Origin of the sequence: Agarivorans sp. TSD2052, assembly GCF_023238625.1 — a bacterium.
Taxonomy (GTDB): Bacteria; Pseudomonadota; Gammaproteobacteria; order Enterobacterales; family Celerinatantimonadaceae; genus Agarivorans.
Genome location: NZ_CP096670.1, coordinates 4,120,299 through 4,134,691, shown reverse-complemented (window position 1 = coordinate 4,134,691; position 14,393 = coordinate 4,120,299). Strand labels below are relative to the sequence as shown.

At 41.7% G+C, this 14,393-nt stretch carries 15 protein-coding genes; all 15 read left to right on the top strand.

The annotated features are described in order from the left end of the window. Window positions 1-10 precede the first annotated feature (10 nt). The 15 genes from M0C34_RS18930 to M0C34_RS18860 all read left to right on the top strand — a co-directional run bounded on the left by M0C34_RS18930 (window position 11) and on the right by M0C34_RS18860 (window position 14,032). Window positions 11-1,222: a hypothetical protein gene (locus M0C34_RS18930; RefSeq protein WP_248713211.1), complete on the top strand. Its 1,212-nt coding sequence runs from the start codon at window positions 11-13 to the stop codon at window positions 1,220-1,222. 57 nt (window positions 1,223-1,279) lie between these two features. Then, the gene (locus M0C34_RS18925) at window positions 1,280-2,419 is read left to right on the top strand and encodes a glycosyltransferase (protein WP_248713210.1); all 1,140 of its coding nucleotides are present in this window, start codon (window positions 1,280-1,282) and stop codon (window positions 2,417-2,419) included. Further along, window positions 2,420-2,965, top strand: a complete 546-nt coding sequence (locus M0C34_RS18920) for an acyltransferase (protein WP_248713209.1) — start codon at window positions 2,420-2,422, stop codon at window positions 2,963-2,965. A gap of 138 nt (window positions 2,966-3,103) precedes the next feature. After that, a complete protein-coding gene (locus M0C34_RS18915; protein ID WP_248713208.1) occupies window positions 3,104-4,237 on the top strand; it encodes a polysaccharide pyruvyl transferase family protein in 1,134 nt (377 codons plus the stop codon). A 280-nt stretch (window positions 4,238-4,517) separates the two neighbouring features. Next, window positions 4,518-4,823 (top strand): LbetaH domain-containing protein, encoded by a 306-nt coding sequence (locus M0C34_RS18910; RefSeq protein WP_248713207.1) that lies wholly within the window; start codon window positions 4,518-4,520, stop codon window positions 4,821-4,823. Then, window positions 4,820-5,782, top strand: coding sequence for a nitroreductase family protein (locus tag M0C34_RS18905; RefSeq protein ID WP_248713206.1), 963 nt, complete (start codon window positions 4,820-4,822; stop codon window positions 5,780-5,782). The genes M0C34_RS18910 and M0C34_RS18905 overlap by 4 nt, the downstream gene beginning before the upstream one ends. A gap of 9 nt (window positions 5,783-5,791) precedes the next feature. After that, window positions 5,792-6,715, top strand: a complete 924-nt coding sequence (locus M0C34_RS18900; RefSeq protein ID WP_248713205.1) for a glycosyltransferase family 2 protein — start codon at window positions 5,792-5,794, stop codon at window positions 6,713-6,715. A gap of 2 nt (window positions 6,716-6,717) precedes the next feature. Continuing rightward, the gene (locus M0C34_RS18895; protein ID WP_248713204.1) at window positions 6,718-7,980 is read left to right on the top strand and encodes a glycosyltransferase WbuB; all 1,263 of its coding nucleotides are present in this window, start codon (window positions 6,718-6,720) and stop codon (window positions 7,978-7,980) included. Between the two features lie 4 nt (window positions 7,981-7,984). Next, window positions 7,985-9,112 (top strand): GDP-mannose 4,6-dehydratase, encoded by a 1,128-nt coding sequence (gmd, locus tag M0C34_RS18890; RefSeq protein ID WP_248713203.1) that lies wholly within the window; start codon window positions 7,985-7,987, stop codon window positions 9,110-9,112. Between the two features lie 10 nt (window positions 9,113-9,122). After that, window positions 9,123-10,082 (top strand): GDP-L-fucose synthase, encoded by a 960-nt coding sequence (gene fcl, locus M0C34_RS18885; protein WP_248713202.1) that lies wholly within the window; start codon window positions 9,123-9,125, stop codon window positions 10,080-10,082. Further along, on the top strand, window positions 10,079-10,552 hold the full coding sequence (locus tag M0C34_RS18880; RefSeq protein WP_248713201.1) for a GDP-mannose mannosyl hydrolase: 474 nt from the start codon (window positions 10,079-10,081) through the stop codon (window positions 10,550-10,552). The genes fcl and M0C34_RS18880 overlap by 4 nt, the downstream gene beginning before the upstream one ends. 107 nt (window positions 10,553-10,659) lie before the next feature. After that, on the top strand, window positions 10,660-11,418 hold the full coding sequence (locus tag M0C34_RS18875; RefSeq protein ID WP_248713200.1) for a hypothetical protein: 759 nt from the start codon (window positions 10,660-10,662) through the stop codon (window positions 11,416-11,418). 3 nt (window positions 11,419-11,421) lie between these two features. After that, the gene (locus M0C34_RS18870) at window positions 11,422-11,838 is read left to right on the top strand and encodes a VanZ family protein (RefSeq protein ID WP_248713199.1); all 417 of its coding nucleotides are present in this window, start codon (window positions 11,422-11,424) and stop codon (window positions 11,836-11,838) included. After that, complete coding sequence (locus tag M0C34_RS18865; protein WP_248713198.1) at window positions 11,825-12,622, top strand: tyrosine-protein phosphatase; 798 nt, start codon at window positions 11,825-11,827, stop codon at window positions 12,620-12,622. The genes M0C34_RS18870 and M0C34_RS18865 overlap by 14 nt, the downstream gene beginning before the upstream one ends. Window positions 12,623-12,625: 3 nt before the next feature. Next, on the top strand, window positions 12,626-14,032 hold the full coding sequence (locus M0C34_RS18860) for an O-antigen ligase family protein (RefSeq protein WP_248713197.1): 1,407 nt from the start codon (window positions 12,626-12,628) through the stop codon (window positions 14,030-14,032). The last annotated feature ends 361 nt before the right edge of the window (window positions 14,033-14,393 follow it).

The window sequence follows — 14,393 nt, the reverse complement described above, 5'->3', positions numbered from 1 at the left end:
AGGTGTTGTGTTGGAAATTAAAAAAAACTATTTCTGTAGAACAAATTATCTGCAATTGGCATTAGCGCTATACTTTACTGGTGCGTTATTAGCCTGGTCGCTACAAGGCTTAGGGATTCTACCTCGTTTCTATGATATTGGCGTGGTCTTAACTTTATCTTTCATGTTGATTTTTGTAGCCCTTAGGGGAGGCTTTTTGTTAAAGAGGAAATTGAACTACTTGGTTTTTATGTCCTTTTTAATTGTTGTTTTTATAGTGTTGCTCAATTCGTTAGCTTCTTCAGACAGTAAAGTTATTTTGTTCTGTTTTGTGTTTACTATTTCTTACTTTCTTTTTTTAAATATGGCCAGCTATAAGATAAAAGTAGGAAAGATCTATATTTTTTTTTCCACGTTGCTGTGTTGTCTATTTTTGTTTCAGGTAGAAAGTCTAAATATGGATGAGATCGGAATCGGAAGGGTTTCTGTGAGTGAAGAAAATGCAGCTTATGGTTTTATAGCATACTGCTGTGTATGTTCTTTGGCTGGGTATGCACACAATGCAAAATTTGACTGCAATGGCTATCAACAATTTTTACTTGAGCTTGCGGGTATATCAATACTTTTATATATCGTCATATTAACAGGTGTAAGGTCTCCTTTGTTTGGGTGTTCATTTTTAATAATTTATTGGTTTTATCAATATGCTAGGAGCGAATTACTTTCTTCTCCATTAAGGCTTGTTTCTATGATTTGTCTACTATGTGGAATGTTTTTAATATTATCATTATGGCTTTCTGATTCTTTTTTTGAAAGATTATTACACATGGGAGATACGCTATATAGTGGATTGATGACAATTTCCGGATCAGCTGTAACTGATAGCGCGTCATTTTCTAGAGTACTAATGAGAGGTATAGGTTTAGATAGTTTTTTAAGTAATCCTATCCAAGGTAGTGGTTATAAATCATTGTGGTTGGATTTTCCATTGTTACAGGCTTATTCTGACTTAGGGATACTTTTCGGATTTCTATTTATGGGGACTTTTTTGATTCTGCCTTGTTTATTTTCATTACGATATATCAATAGCAGTAATGCTGTGGGTTTTTTTTCTTTATTATATTTGGCAAATGTTCCCAGGCTTTTTCTACATGGACAACCTTACGACTGGCAACATTTTATTTACTTGGTGCCAATCGTTGCTTATATGTCTAACGCCAGGATGATGACTGACAGCAGTTAGTAGTTGTTTGTATAATGAAAGGGAATGACACTGGATGTGAATTTTTTAGGATGAATTATGGAAAGTAAAAAAGAACCTCGAGACGTACTGGTAGTTTACCATTATATTGCTAAATATAGGGAACCAATTTTCAATGCTATGTTAGATAACAGTTCATTCCACATAGCGGCTGACATTCAAGGGAATAGTTCGATTGAGTTGATAGATAAAGAATTCTATTCTAATGCTAACTTCATAAGATTAAGGAATGTTTGGCTTTCCCGTTCTATTCTTTGGCAAATAGGTTTGATTAATAAAGTTGTAAGTAATAGATATAAAACAGTGATTTTTTTGGGGGATCCTTACTTTCTGTCTACATGGGTTTCGCTTGTTATATCAAAATTATACGGAAAGAAGACAATTCTTTGGACTCACGGCTTTATTAGAAGTGGTGGGTTTAAAGATAAGGTAAAACTTTTAATGTATAAATTAGCTGATGCGCTATTTTTATATGGTGATGCAGCAAAGACTAATTTGGTTAATAAAGGGTTGAGTAGTAGTAAATTATTTACTATTTTTAATTCGGTAGACTATTTTCTTCAAAGAGATATAGCTAATTCTATTGATAACTCTTCGCTACGCCTTCTAAAGAATCAACTTTTTCATAATTCAGGATTATTTCAATTAGTTTTTGTAGGCAGGTTAACTAAGCAAAAGAAACTAACGGACTTGGTTTACTTGTTATCTAACCTTAAAGATAAAGGTGTGTTCGTTAACTTACTATTTATAGGTGATGGAGAAGAAAGGGAGGAGATCGAAAAACTAGCCATTTCTATGTCTCTTAATAAACAAATTTGTTTCTATGGTAAAACATATAATGAAGTTGAGTTAGCCTACCTAATAAGCTCTAGTGACTTATGTGTGGCTCCTGGAGAGGTTGGCTTGACCGCGATGCATGTAATGGGCTACGGAGTTCCTGTAATTACACATGATAGTTACAAAGATCAGATGCCTGAGTACGAATCAATAGTGGTTGGTAAAACGGGTTTACTATTTGAGTATGGGTCATTCGATTCTATGGTAAATACTGTAGAAAACTATATATGTGATCCTATCCCTAATGTAAAAGAAAATTGCTTAGACATAATAGAAAGTAAGTACACAGCTACTGCACAAATGAGTGTAGTTATGGCGTCTATCGAAAAGGTACTATCTTAGATGATTATGTTATATATCCGCTCAGTTAGAAATGTATTTAAAATACTTATTACTCGAAGGTTTGGAGTTAATATTACTAGCAATGTAATGGTTAAATCAAATATATCTAAAGATATAAAAGTTGGAAAATATTGTTATATCGGTCAATATGCCTCCGTGTGCTCCGGAGTTCGTATCGGAGATTATAGTATTATAGCTCCCTATTTTTCAGTGGTAGGCAGTGATCATAATTTTGATGTTGTTGGAACCCCTATTGTATTTAGTGGTCGTCCTAGTTTGAGAAAAACAATAATAGGAAAAGACGTATGGATTGGACAAGGGGTGACAGTTATGGCCGGATGTTCAATTGGAGACGCAGCGATTGTTGCTACAAGAAGCGTAGTTACTAAAGACGTTCCTCCTGGAGCTATTTATGGTGGGGTCCCAGCAAAAAAGATTAAAGACAGATTTAATTCAGATGAGCTTAATAGTCATTTAAAATCGCTATCTGAAAAATTTTTTTCCGGACTGTCTCCAAAGAAAAATAAGCTACAAAAAAGGAATTAGTCGATAAGGTTTTCAGTTGTCAGGTTAATTCTATGATTAACATTTTTTAGACGGTTTTTTGTTAGTGTCGCATTATATGCGTTGTCTTTTTATTTGGGGCTTACACTATAATAATTATTTATGTTATTAAGGTTTTTTATGAAATTGGGCATTTTTACCTACCATTTCAGCAATAATTACGGCGCATTATTTCAAGCGTATGCCTTGAGAACTTATCTCAACCAAGCATTTGATGTTGAGGCTGACTTTGTTAACTACCACCCCGATTATGTTGAGGCCGGTGGGAATTTCAATTTAAAGCAACCTTTATCAAAAGATAACCTGAAAATTGTTTTTTTGAAGATGGTAGAACTACGCGATAAATGGTTTGGTAATTCGGCAGTTAAACAAGGGTTTGAGTCTTTTAAGAAAGAGCATCTCAATGTTGTTGGGGATAAGATCCTCTCTCTGGATGGCGTGCTAGCAAATGTAGTGAATATGGACGCACTAATATGCGGTAGCGACCAAGTGTGGAAACCTTCTGAGCATTACGGTGTAGACCCCACCTACTATCTAGCGATCCCTAATCTAGATGAGAAGGTAAAGCGGATCGCGTATGCGCCTAGTTTTGGCTCTGCAGAGTTAGACGTAAACCACCAACAGCAAATAGCTGCCTATATAAAAAATATTGATAGCCTTTCAGTAAGAGAGCAGTCTGGCTGTGATTTAGTAAAAGAAATTACTGGGCTAACCGCAGACTGTGTGCCGGACCCTACCTTTTTACTGGACGACTTTCAGACTGTTATTAAAGAATATCCATTATGCTCCTCTAAGCATGTGTTCTGTTACGGTCTAAGATCACGCGACGTAATCGGTGAGTGGGCAGAAAATATTGCCAGTGAACTTTCATGTAAGCTTTACTCTCCTCATAACCCTCATCGGCGCTGGCGCGAAATAGGCGAGACTGTATATCCGTGCCCAGGCCAATGGTTGTACTTGTTAAAAAACTCAGAATTCGTCGTAACAAATTCATTTCACGGCACCGCTTTAAGCATTCTTCTAAATAAGCCTTTTATTGTTGTTAGGTTACAAGGAAGCAAGACTAAGTTTAATGCTCGTGTTGATAACTTATTGAAAAAATTGGGTTTAACAGAGCGTGCAGTTGATGCGTTTAGTGACGCCGCGGTAAAAGACATGATTCTTAAAGAAATTGACTGGAACAGTGTGAATAAAAAAGTTGAGGCGCAAAGAACTCTGGGCAGAGACTTTATTCGCAAAGCATTATCGCTTTAAGCCGTTAACCCCAGCAGATGGATTGTATATGAGTGAGTTTGCAGATCATAAATATGTTGACCAACTTGGCGCTCGCAACAAGTTATTAAGGCTTGTTTGGAGCATAACCTATTATTTGTTTTTTAGATTTACCCCGAGGGTTGGTTTTAATCCTTGGCGGATTTCGTTATTGAAGTTGTTTGGCGCCCAAATAGGTAAGGGTTCTAAAGTTGCCGCCAGTGCAAAAATTTGGGCTCCTTGGAATTTAGTAATGGGCGAGTTTTCTGTCCTAGGAGATCAGGTGGAATGTTACACAATGGCCAAAATCACACTGGGTTCTAAGGTGGCAGTTAGTCAACGAACGTTTCTTTGCACCGGCAGCCACGTAATCTCAAGTTTGACCCGAGAATTAATTACCAAGCCGATTAGTATACAGGACCATGTTTGGGTTGCTGCCGAGGCTTATATTGGCCCTGGCGTCACTATTAAACGCGGTGCAGTGGTTGGGGCTAGAGCGGTAGTGGCTAAAGATGTAGACGAATGGCAAATATTGGTTGGTAACCCAGCCCAAGTTGTAGGTTTGCGTAAGCTCAAGGAGGAGTTATGAGTCGTTTTAAGGAAATAATTGGTTTGCTACTTATTCCAGTGGAATACAGTTTGGATTTTGTAAGAGCTTTAATGTGGAGCAAGGCGTCGCCATTAAGCCCTCAAGATAAAAAGCTACATTACGAAATAGTATTGCTAGCGCACACTGTTGAAAAAGGTTTGAGTATGCCCGAGCCTAGAGCCGGTTTTGGGCAGGAAAAAATAACTAAGTTGCTGGGGTACCTTGGTAGCTATGAAGATCATTTTCAGCGATTTGCTGTAGAGAAGGCATATGGTTGCTTGGCTGAATACTTAGAATGGCATGCTGAAATAGGTTATCCGCTTGGTGATTTTGGTACAGGCATTCAATCTTTTGTTGATACTTGTAAAGAGAAAGGCTTGAAGCGTAAAGGTGGCAGTAAAAGTATTCGCAACAGTAGTGTTGAAGCTCAAGAAAGCCTGGAATTTGCATTGTTAAACCGTTTTAGTTGCCGTAGTTATCAAGATCGCATCGTAACACCCGAGCTTATTGATAGAATTGCTCAGATGGTGGCAAGAACACCGTCTCAATGTAATCGCCAATCTAGCCGCGTACACTATTTTTCTGATCCTGAGAAAATAGACAATTTACTGCGCCTACAAGGTGGAGCTGAGGGGTTTAGAGAGACAGTAAGAAACTTATTTATTGTAACCAGCGAAATAACAGCTTGGAGCGGTCTAAAAGCTCGTTCTCAGGCCTATGTCGATGGCGCTCTTACTTCAATGCAACTGCTTAATGCCTGTCAATCCTTGGGCTTGGGTGCATGCCCGCTAAATATGGCAGTAACAAACAGTCGAGAACTAAAAATATGTAATGTTGGTGGGATACCTAAAGGGGAAAGGATCATTATGATGATTTCTTTTGGTCACCCTAAGCCAACTGATTTGAAAGTTGCCCGTTCGGAACGATTGTCTTCAGACGAAGTAATGATTTGTCACTAGGGTAGCAATATGAAATCTGGTTTATCTGTGATTATTCTCACTTTCAACGAAAGCTTACATATATCCCGAGTCGTGGATGCTGTTCGCAGTGTGGCTGAACGAGTTGTTGTTGTAGATTCATTTTCAACAGATAACACCGTTGAATTAGCCACTGCGAAAGGTGCTGAGGTGTTCCAAAATCCGTTTGTCAATCAGGCGCAGCAGTTCCAATGGGCAATTGAAAACTGCGATATTAACTCGGAGTGGATTCTTCGCCTAGATGCCGATGAGTATATAGATGAGGAGTTGTGCAATAACATCACCCATTTTTTATCTACTGCTTCTGAAGATTGTAACGGTGCCATTTTAAATCGTCGGCATATATTTCTTGGTAAGTGGGTGCGCTTTGGCGGTCGTTATCCATTACCCATGTTGCGTCTTTTTCGCAATGGGTGTGCGCACATTGAGCAAAAATGGATGGATGAGCACATTGTGTTGGACAAAGGATATGCACAAGAACTGAAGGGCGGTTTTTTCGATGACAACCTTAATTCGGTCACTTGGTTTATTGATAAACACAACAAATATGCCACCCGTGAAATGTTAGACATGATGCTAAAGCGGATAGAGCCACAAGCTGAATCTACAATGACCAAAGAGACTGGCTTTAAAATTAGACTAAAGCGCTGGCTTAAAGAAGATATATATCAACAGTTACCTTATTTTGTCCGACCCGTTTTATATTTTTTGTTTCGGTATTTTATTCAGCTCGGCTTGCTTGATGGAGCTAGAGGTTTTGCTTACCACTTTATGCAAGGGTTTTGGTATCGAGCACTTGTTGACTTGAAGTGTCTTGAGGCAGAGGCGGCGCTAAAAAATTGTAAGACAATGGAAGAGCAGTTATTCATGCTTGAACAGTTAAGTGGTTATCAATTGTCAGGTAGGGGAAGTTAGCCATGAAAATACTCATTTACGGCATTAATTACGCCCCAGAGTTAACCGGTATTGGTAAGTATTCTAGCGAAATGGCTGAAGCTTTGGTGAGTATGGGTCATCAAGTTAAGGTGCTTACTGCGCCGCCTTACTATCCCGCCTGGGAGATAAGCGAAGGGTTTAGTGCCTACAAGTACGTTGGCCAACAAATAAATGGTGTAGAGGTATTACGCTGCCCACTTTATGTACCTGCTAAGCCTTCTACATTCAAGCGTATTGCGCATTTGGCCAGCTTTGCCTGTTCTTCCTTTTTTGGGCTAATTAAAAATATTGGCTTTCGCCCCGATGTGGTTATTTTAGTTGAACCGCCGTTATTTTGTGCCGCAAATACGCTGTTGTTTACTGCTGTGACAGGGGCTAAGTCTATTTTACACATACAAGATTACGAAGTTGACGCCATGTTTGGTTTGGGTATGGCTGGCCAAAGTAAAGGTTTAAAGAAATGGGTGTATGCCGCAGAGTCATGGGTAATGCGCCGGTTTAGCCGGGTGTCTACGATTTCAAATAGCATGGTAGCTATGGCTAAACGCAAAGGGGTAAATGAACAGAATGTGATGTTGTTTCCCAATTGGGCAGATACCAATTTTGTTACACCGCAAACAGACGGCGCCGCATTTAGAGAAAAATTTGGTGTGGCAGACGACCAAGTGCTGGTGCTTTACTCAGGCAATATGGGCCTAAAGCAAGGCTTAGAAATGGTTATTGAAGCGGCAAAAGTCACCCAGAATAACCCTAAAATAAAATACCTTATGGTAGGCGAGGGGGCCGCCAAACCAGCCCTTGAGCAATTGGTTATGCAATACGGTTTAACTAATGTGCAGTTTCACCCCTTACAAGCCTATGCGCAACTGCCTCAATTGTTGGCCTGCGCTGATATTCATTTAGTGGTGCAACGCCTTGGCGCGGCAGACGTGGTGTTGCCCTCTAAGCTTACCAATATTTTATCTTGTGGTGGCCATGCGCTGATCACCGCTGAAGCCGATACCGAGCTAGGATTGCTTTGCCAACATTACCCAGGTATTGCTACGCGCATAGAGCCAGAGCAACCAGCACGTTTTGTTGAAGCAGTGCTTTCACTAGCAAACGATCCCAAGATTAAACGCGTTAATCAGCTTGCGCGTGAATACGCAGTAAATAATTTGGAAAAAACCCGTGTTTTACAACGCTTCGAGCAACAGCTGGATGAGCTGCTTGCAGGTAGTAATCACGCTTTACTAAAGGACTAGAATAATGACTAAGAAAGTAGCATTAATTACCGGGGTAACCGGACAAGACGGATCTTATTTAGCAGAGCTTTTGCTAGAAAAAGGCTATGAAGTTCATGGTATTAAACGCCGTTCTTCGTCATTTAATACCGAGCGGGTCGACCATATTTATGAAGATCGTTTACAAGCCGAAAACCCAAGCTTTTTCTTGCATTATGGTGACTTAAGTGACACTTCTAACCTAACCCGTATATTGCGTCAGGTGGTGCCAGATGAAGTCTATAATTTGGGCGCTCAATCTCATGTTGCTGTGTCGTTTGAAGCGCCAGAATATACTGCCGATGTAGATGCCATGGGCACACTGCGTTTACTTGAAGCCATTCGCTTTTTGGGATTAGAAAAGAAAACCCGCTTCTATCAGGCTTCAACTTCTGAGCTTTATGGCTTGGTACAAGAAATTCCGCAATCTGAGACTACACCGTTTCACCCTCGGTCGCCTTATGCAGTGGCCAAAATGTACGCCTACTGGATAACCGTTAACTACCGAGAAGCCTACGGAATGTATGCGTGTAACGGTATATTGTTTAACCATGAATCGCCACGTCGCGGCGAAACCTTTGTTACCCGAAAAATCACTCGTGCCTTAAGCAATATTGCTCTTGGTTTAGAACAGTGTTTATACCTAGGTAATATGGATGCGCTGCGAGATTGGGGTCATGCTAAAGATTATGTGCGTATGCAATGGATGATGTTACAGCAAGATCAGCCAGACGATTTTGTTATTGCCACCGGCAAGCAAATCTCGGTGCGAGAGTTTGTTACCTTAAGTGCTAAAGAACTCGGCATCGAGCTAGCTTTTTCAGGCGAAGGCGTTGATGAAGTTGCCACCGTGGCAGCTATTCATGGCGATAAAGCGTCAGCCCTTAAGGTTGGCGATGTCATTGTTAAGGTTGATCCGCGTTACTTCCGCCCGGCAGAGGTAGAAACACTGTTAGGTAATCCAGCTAAAGCCAAGGCTAAGTTAGGCTGGACACCCGAGATCACCGTGGAGCAAATGTGTGCTGAAATGGTGACGAACGATTACGATAAAGCCAAGCGCCATGCGCTGCTTAAATCTCATGGCTTTGATGTCAGCATGGCAGTGGAAAACTAAGGAGCGCCTTATGGTCAGAGTATTTGTAGCTGGACATCGGGGAATGGTGGGATCTGCCATTGTGCGCCAGCTTGAACAGCGCGACGATGTTGAGTTGTTGCTACGTAGCCGTAACGAGTTAGATTTACTCGACCCACAGGCTGTGCAGGCTTTTTTCAACGATAATGCCGTTGACCAAGTATATTTAGCGGCCGCCAAGGTAGGCGGTATTATTGCCAATAATACTTACCCAGCCGAGTTTATTTATGAAAACTTGATGATAGAGTGCAATATTATCAATGCCGCTCATTTAGCTGGCGTAGAACACTTGTTATTTTTGGGCTCGTCGTGCATTTATCCTAAATTGGCTAGCCAACCTATGGCTGAGAGCGCGCTGTTAACCGGTACTTTAGAGCCGACCAATGAGCCCTATGCCATAGCCAAAATTGCCGGTATCAAGTTATGTGAAAGCTATAACCGTCAGTATGGGCGTGATTACCGCAGTGTTATGCCTACCAACCTTTATGGCCCATTTGATAACTTTCATCCCCAAAATAGCCATGTGATTCCGGCTTTATTACGTCGTTTTCACGAGGCAAAACAAAATGGTGACGCCGAGGTACTTGCGTGGGGTAGCGGTAAGCCAATGCGAGAATTTTTGCATGTAGATGACATGGCCGCAGCGTGTGTGCATGTTATGGAGCTAGATAGCGCCATTTATCAGAGCAATACCCAGCCAATGCTAAGCCACATTAACGTGGGAACAGGCGTTGATTGTACTATTCGTGAGTTGGTTGAAACTGTAGCCAAAGTGGTGGGGTACAGTGGCAGTATAAGCTTTGATAGCAGTAAACCTGATGGCGCACCCCGTAAGTTAATGGATGTGAGCCGCTTGGCCGATTTAGGCTGGAGATATCAAATAGAGCTAGAGCAAGGGTTAGCCACTACTTATCAATGGTTTTTAGACAATCAACAGGCCTACAGACAATGAGCTTTTTAAGTCAACAAGCGTTTAGCCAAGTTATTGCTAATACGCCGCTGGTATCAATAGATTTGATTATTGAAAACCCTCAGGGGCAAGTATTACTGGGCCAGCGTTTAAATCGCCCTGCTCAAGGCTTTTGGTTTGTGCCGGGTGGGCGGATCATGAAAGACGAGAGTATGCGCGATGCGCTTACACGGTTAGCAAGGCAAGAGCTTGGGCTTGAGTTGACATTAGACAATGGCGAGTTTCTAGGTAGTTTTGAGCATTTTTATCACGACAATGTGTTTTATCAAGATACCGATCCTCAAAGCCAGTTTTCTACTCACTACGTTGTGCTGGCGTATCGGTATCGTTTACGTATTGATTTAGCTCTATTACCAGAGCAGCAGCACGGGCAGTACCGCTGGTTTTCAGCCGCCGAGTTACTGAGTAGTGACGAAGTTCATCAACATACTAAATGGTATTTAGAAAACTAACTGTAACGCTGGCTCGGTGCCACTTAGCGGACGTGAGGTGAATATTGAGCGTTTGTGCTGATATGAACGATGCAATGGAATGAGCAGACCAAGGGATAAATAAAAGAATGGACGCTTCTATGGATATTCCGCATTCACCCAGTGCGGTGAGCAAACAGTATGTATGGGTGCGCTACCTAGCGTTAGCGACAGTAGCCGGGCTGGCCATTTGGGTACTTGTGTCGGCCTCACAATTAGGACTCGCTAATGTGTATTCTTATGCGCTTAGAAGTTGGCACGAACGCTGGCAACAAGATTACAGCAGCCAGTTAAACCAAGATACGGTACAAATAGCAGACCAAGTGGGTTTGCAGATGCTTGAATACCGTAATAGCGACCCTTTATATCAAACCTTAATGGCCAAACAAGTTGAGTGGCGTAATTTTTATCAATTGGTTATCGCTACTGGTGAAAATAAGTCACAGCTTCAGCTAGAAAACTTGGATGAAGCCTTTGTTCACTATTTACAAGCCATAGAGCAAAGGCCTACTTGGCCAAATACCTATGTGGATATCGCGAGTAATCGCTTAAAAAGTGGTGAGTCTGCTGATCTATGGTTTGGTTATTTGGAGCAAGGTTTGCGCATAGCGCCCGCTACGCGGGCAAGTTTAGTGGGGGTGGTTAACCTTGGTATTAGTAATTGGGAGCAACTTAACCCAGATCAACAAGCCTTAGTAACACGCTCGCTAAAAACGCTTGTTGATACCCATCGTATGAAGGCTGAGTTAGCTAAGGACTTTGGTTCTGAAATGGTCCGACTGCGGGTATGTTATTTATTAAATTTTGAAGGTCACCCTACGCAGCCTAATTTCTGTAAGAGTGGTTAGCTTATGTGGCATAAAGGCTTAACAGGATTAACCGTATTTATCTGGCTTGGTGTACTAGCGGCTAGTGTATCTAAAACCTTGGGTTTATTTCCTGATACTTTAAGCGCAGTTGAAACCGCAATGGGCGGTGATAAACGACTACATTTAGCATTGGCTTATGTTTGCTCACTCAGCGTGTTTTTTGTGTTTTGCCAAGGGGCCGACAGAAAGTGGCAAGCTATTTTGTCATGGGTTTTAATCTTACTTATCCTATTTACTTTAGATGAAGGCCTTCAAATGATTTTTCCATTAAGGCAGTTTTCTTGGGAAGATTTAGCGGCTAATTACTTAGGTTTGGCCTTAGCGTTAATCACTTGGTTCGCCCTTAAAAAGCTAATTGGTACAAGAAATCTAAAGGAGCAGCTTAATGGGGTTCGTTGATATTCACTGTCATATTTTGCCTGGCATTGATGATGGGGCAAAAGATCTAGCCCAAAGCTTGGCGATGTTAGACAAGGCGATAAGCTGTGGCACTCAGGTAATGCTGGCTACTCCGCATATATTGCCCGGAATATTTGATAACACCGCTGAAACCATAGAGCGTAGCTATCTTACGCTGATGAATGCGCTGCAGCAGCGCAATATGCCCTTGCGTATTTATCATGCGGCCGAGGTGCACCTTAGCCCTGAGATTATGTTGTGGCACGGTCAAAATAAATTGCCTTTGTTAGGTCGCTACCAAGATAAAGATGTGTTGTTGCTAGAGTTGCCACATGGTCATGTGCCGCAAGGCCTTAATAGCCTAATAAAGTGGCTCACCGCGCGAAACATTACCCCTTTGATTGCCCACCCTGAAAGAAATCGCGGGATATGGAAAGAACAATACTTGCTGCAACAATGGCGACGTTTAGGGTGTTTATTTCAGGTCACTGCCGGCGCTTTGCTGGGGGAGTTTCGCGAGCAAGCGCAACAAGTGAGTGAGCACATGCTACAACAAGACTTAATCGATGTAGTGGCCAGTGATTGCCATGGTATGGAAAAGCGTAGCCCCGATTTAAGCAAGGCCTTTGCTAAGGTACAGGCGCTTGCGGGTGAGCCGCGAGCCCAACGCCTATTTGTTGATACCCCCGGCACTATTGCCGCTAGTTGTTCAGGAAGAATGGAACCAACCTTAACGGCGGTTAATGGTCAACGCGAACGCCTAAATGTAGACAAGGAAGCCTAAAATATGATGGAACTTTCATCGCCTAGAGTTGAGCGTACAGCGTTTGGCTTAATGTTATTTTTAATCGTTTGGCTGCCCATCCCCCTAGCCAGCAATAGGCCTTGGGCCTGGTCTATTATGGAAGTGCTAATAGCAACTCAGTCTTTAATGCTGGTTTACTGCTGTAGAGGCGGGATCCCTTGGCAGTGGCTAAAAGCTTGCCGAATTTTACTGTTTGGCTTACTGCTTTTTCAGCTATTTACGGTTATTCAGTTAGTGCCCTTATCGCAGGGGGTGTTAACTTGGTTAAGCGAAGCAGCATTAAATTTTCGTTTGTTGGGCATACCCGGCTCAAGTCATTACCCTATTTCTTTAGACCCCAATCAAACAATTGTTAATCTGGTGAAAGGCTGTAGCTATTTGCTGTTAGCGATAAATGCTTGTTTGTTGTTTAATCATCCAGATCGAATTCGCATGGTGATGTTGGCCTTTGTTATTAGTGGTACTTTTCAGGCTTTTTATGGCTCGTTACTGATTTTGAGTAATATTACTCACTCACCGATTTTTGATATGGCGGTGGGCGGAAATGCCACCGGTTCATTTGTCTATAAAAACCATTTTGCTAACTATCTCATCTTGTGTTTAAGCATGGGCTTGGCCTTAGTGGTGGCAGATCTTAACGCCACAAGTGCAAGCAGTTGGCGTCATCGTATTCAGCAAATTATTGAGGCTTTATTAAGCGGTAAAATGCTGGTAAGGCTGTGCATGATCATTATGGTGATTGGTTTGGTGATGTCTCACTCACGCATGGGGAACAGTGCATTTTTTGCTATTACTATATTGGGCGCGGTGATGGCCTTGTTGCTATTTCGCCAGCGGCCACGTTCGTTAACTCTGTTGTTTTCTAGCGTGTTGCTGATTGATGTGGTAATCGTGAGTTCCTTTTTTGGGCTAGACCAAGTGAGAGAGCGCCTAAGTGCAACGGTTTTAGTAGAAGAAGGCCGAGCAGACATAGTGGGGTGGTCATGGCCTATTGTAGAAGATTTTTATATGACTGGTTCAGGAGCAGGAAGCTTTTACACCATCTTCCAAAACTATGCGCCCGAACCTTTAAACCGTTTTTATGATCATGCCCATAATGACTATTTGCAGTTTGTGATTGAGTCAGGGTTACTTGCAACCCTAATATTGGGCGGGGCAGTACTGTGGGTGTTAGTTCAAGCGACGCTGGCAATGCGTAAACGACGAGACCCTTTATTACGCGCAACCTCACTGGGTTGTGCAATGGCAATTATTGGTATGCTAATTCATATTAGCGTTGATTTTAACTTACAGGCGCCAGCCAATGCCGCCAGCTTTATTATTATTTTATGCTTGGCTATGGTTGCAGCAAAAATGCCCAGAAAAGGCTACGTACCCGATAAGTATTAGCGGGTGTTTACCTTGGGTGTGCAATATTGGTGAGTAGTTGCACCGTAATAACCTTAGCTGTTTTGCGAGACAGAAATTTATACATAATCGCCTTAAAGTCTTAAATGCGTGAAATGGTCCATTTACTAGTGTTTATGTGTGTAAAAGTGCTATTGAGTGGCTTATTATTAAGTGATTGTGCTGCGATTGCTTGATGTTGTAGAAGGGGGGCGTAGCGGCTGAGCTTTAAGACCAAAAATAGATGTCGAAATATTTTACATGGCTCACATAAATAGATTTGACGTTTTTTTAACTTGTTGTTTTTATTGGGTTTGTATAGTTGGTTCTTTATTTGCATATATTATGAGCAGTAACAAATGCA

Coding starts and splice junctions, on each gene's coding strand:
- M0C34_RS18925 (WP_248713210.1), top strand. CDS start 1,280: ATGGAAAGTAAAAAAGAACCTCGAGACGTACTGGTAGTTTACCATTAT.
- M0C34_RS18920 (WP_248713209.1), top strand. CDS start 2,420: ATGATTATGTTATATATCCGCTCAGTTAGAAATGTATTTAAAATACTT.
- M0C34_RS18915 (WP_248713208.1), top strand. CDS start 3,104: ATGAAATTGGGCATTTTTACCTACCATTTCAGCAATAATTACGGCGCA.
- M0C34_RS18905 (WP_248713206.1), top strand. CDS start 4,820: ATGAGTCGTTTTAAGGAAATAATTGGTTTGCTACTTATTCCAGTGGAA.
- M0C34_RS18900 (WP_248713205.1), top strand. CDS start 5,792: ATGAAATCTGGTTTATCTGTGATTATTCTCACTTTCAACGAAAGCTTA.
- M0C34_RS18895 (WP_248713204.1), top strand. CDS start 6,718: ATGAAAATACTCATTTACGGCATTAATTACGCCCCAGAGTTAACCGGT.
- gmd (WP_248713203.1), top strand. CDS start 7,985: ATGACTAAGAAAGTAGCATTAATTACCGGGGTAACCGGACAAGACGGA.
- fcl (WP_248713202.1), top strand. CDS start 9,123: ATGGTCAGAGTATTTGTAGCTGGACATCGGGGAATGGTGGGATCTGCC.
- M0C34_RS18880 (WP_248713201.1), top strand. CDS start 10,079: ATGAGCTTTTTAAGTCAACAAGCGTTTAGCCAAGTTATTGCTAATACG.
- M0C34_RS18875 (WP_248713200.1), top strand. CDS start 10,660: ATGGACGCTTCTATGGATATTCCGCATTCACCCAGTGCGGTGAGCAAA.
- M0C34_RS18870 (WP_248713199.1), top strand. CDS start 11,422: ATGTGGCATAAAGGCTTAACAGGATTAACCGTATTTATCTGGCTTGGT.
- M0C34_RS18865 (WP_248713198.1), top strand. CDS start 11,825: ATGGGGTTCGTTGATATTCACTGTCATATTTTGCCTGGCATTGATGAT.
- M0C34_RS18860 (WP_248713197.1), top strand. CDS start 12,626: ATGATGGAACTTTCATCGCCTAGAGTTGAGCGTACAGCGTTTGGCTTA.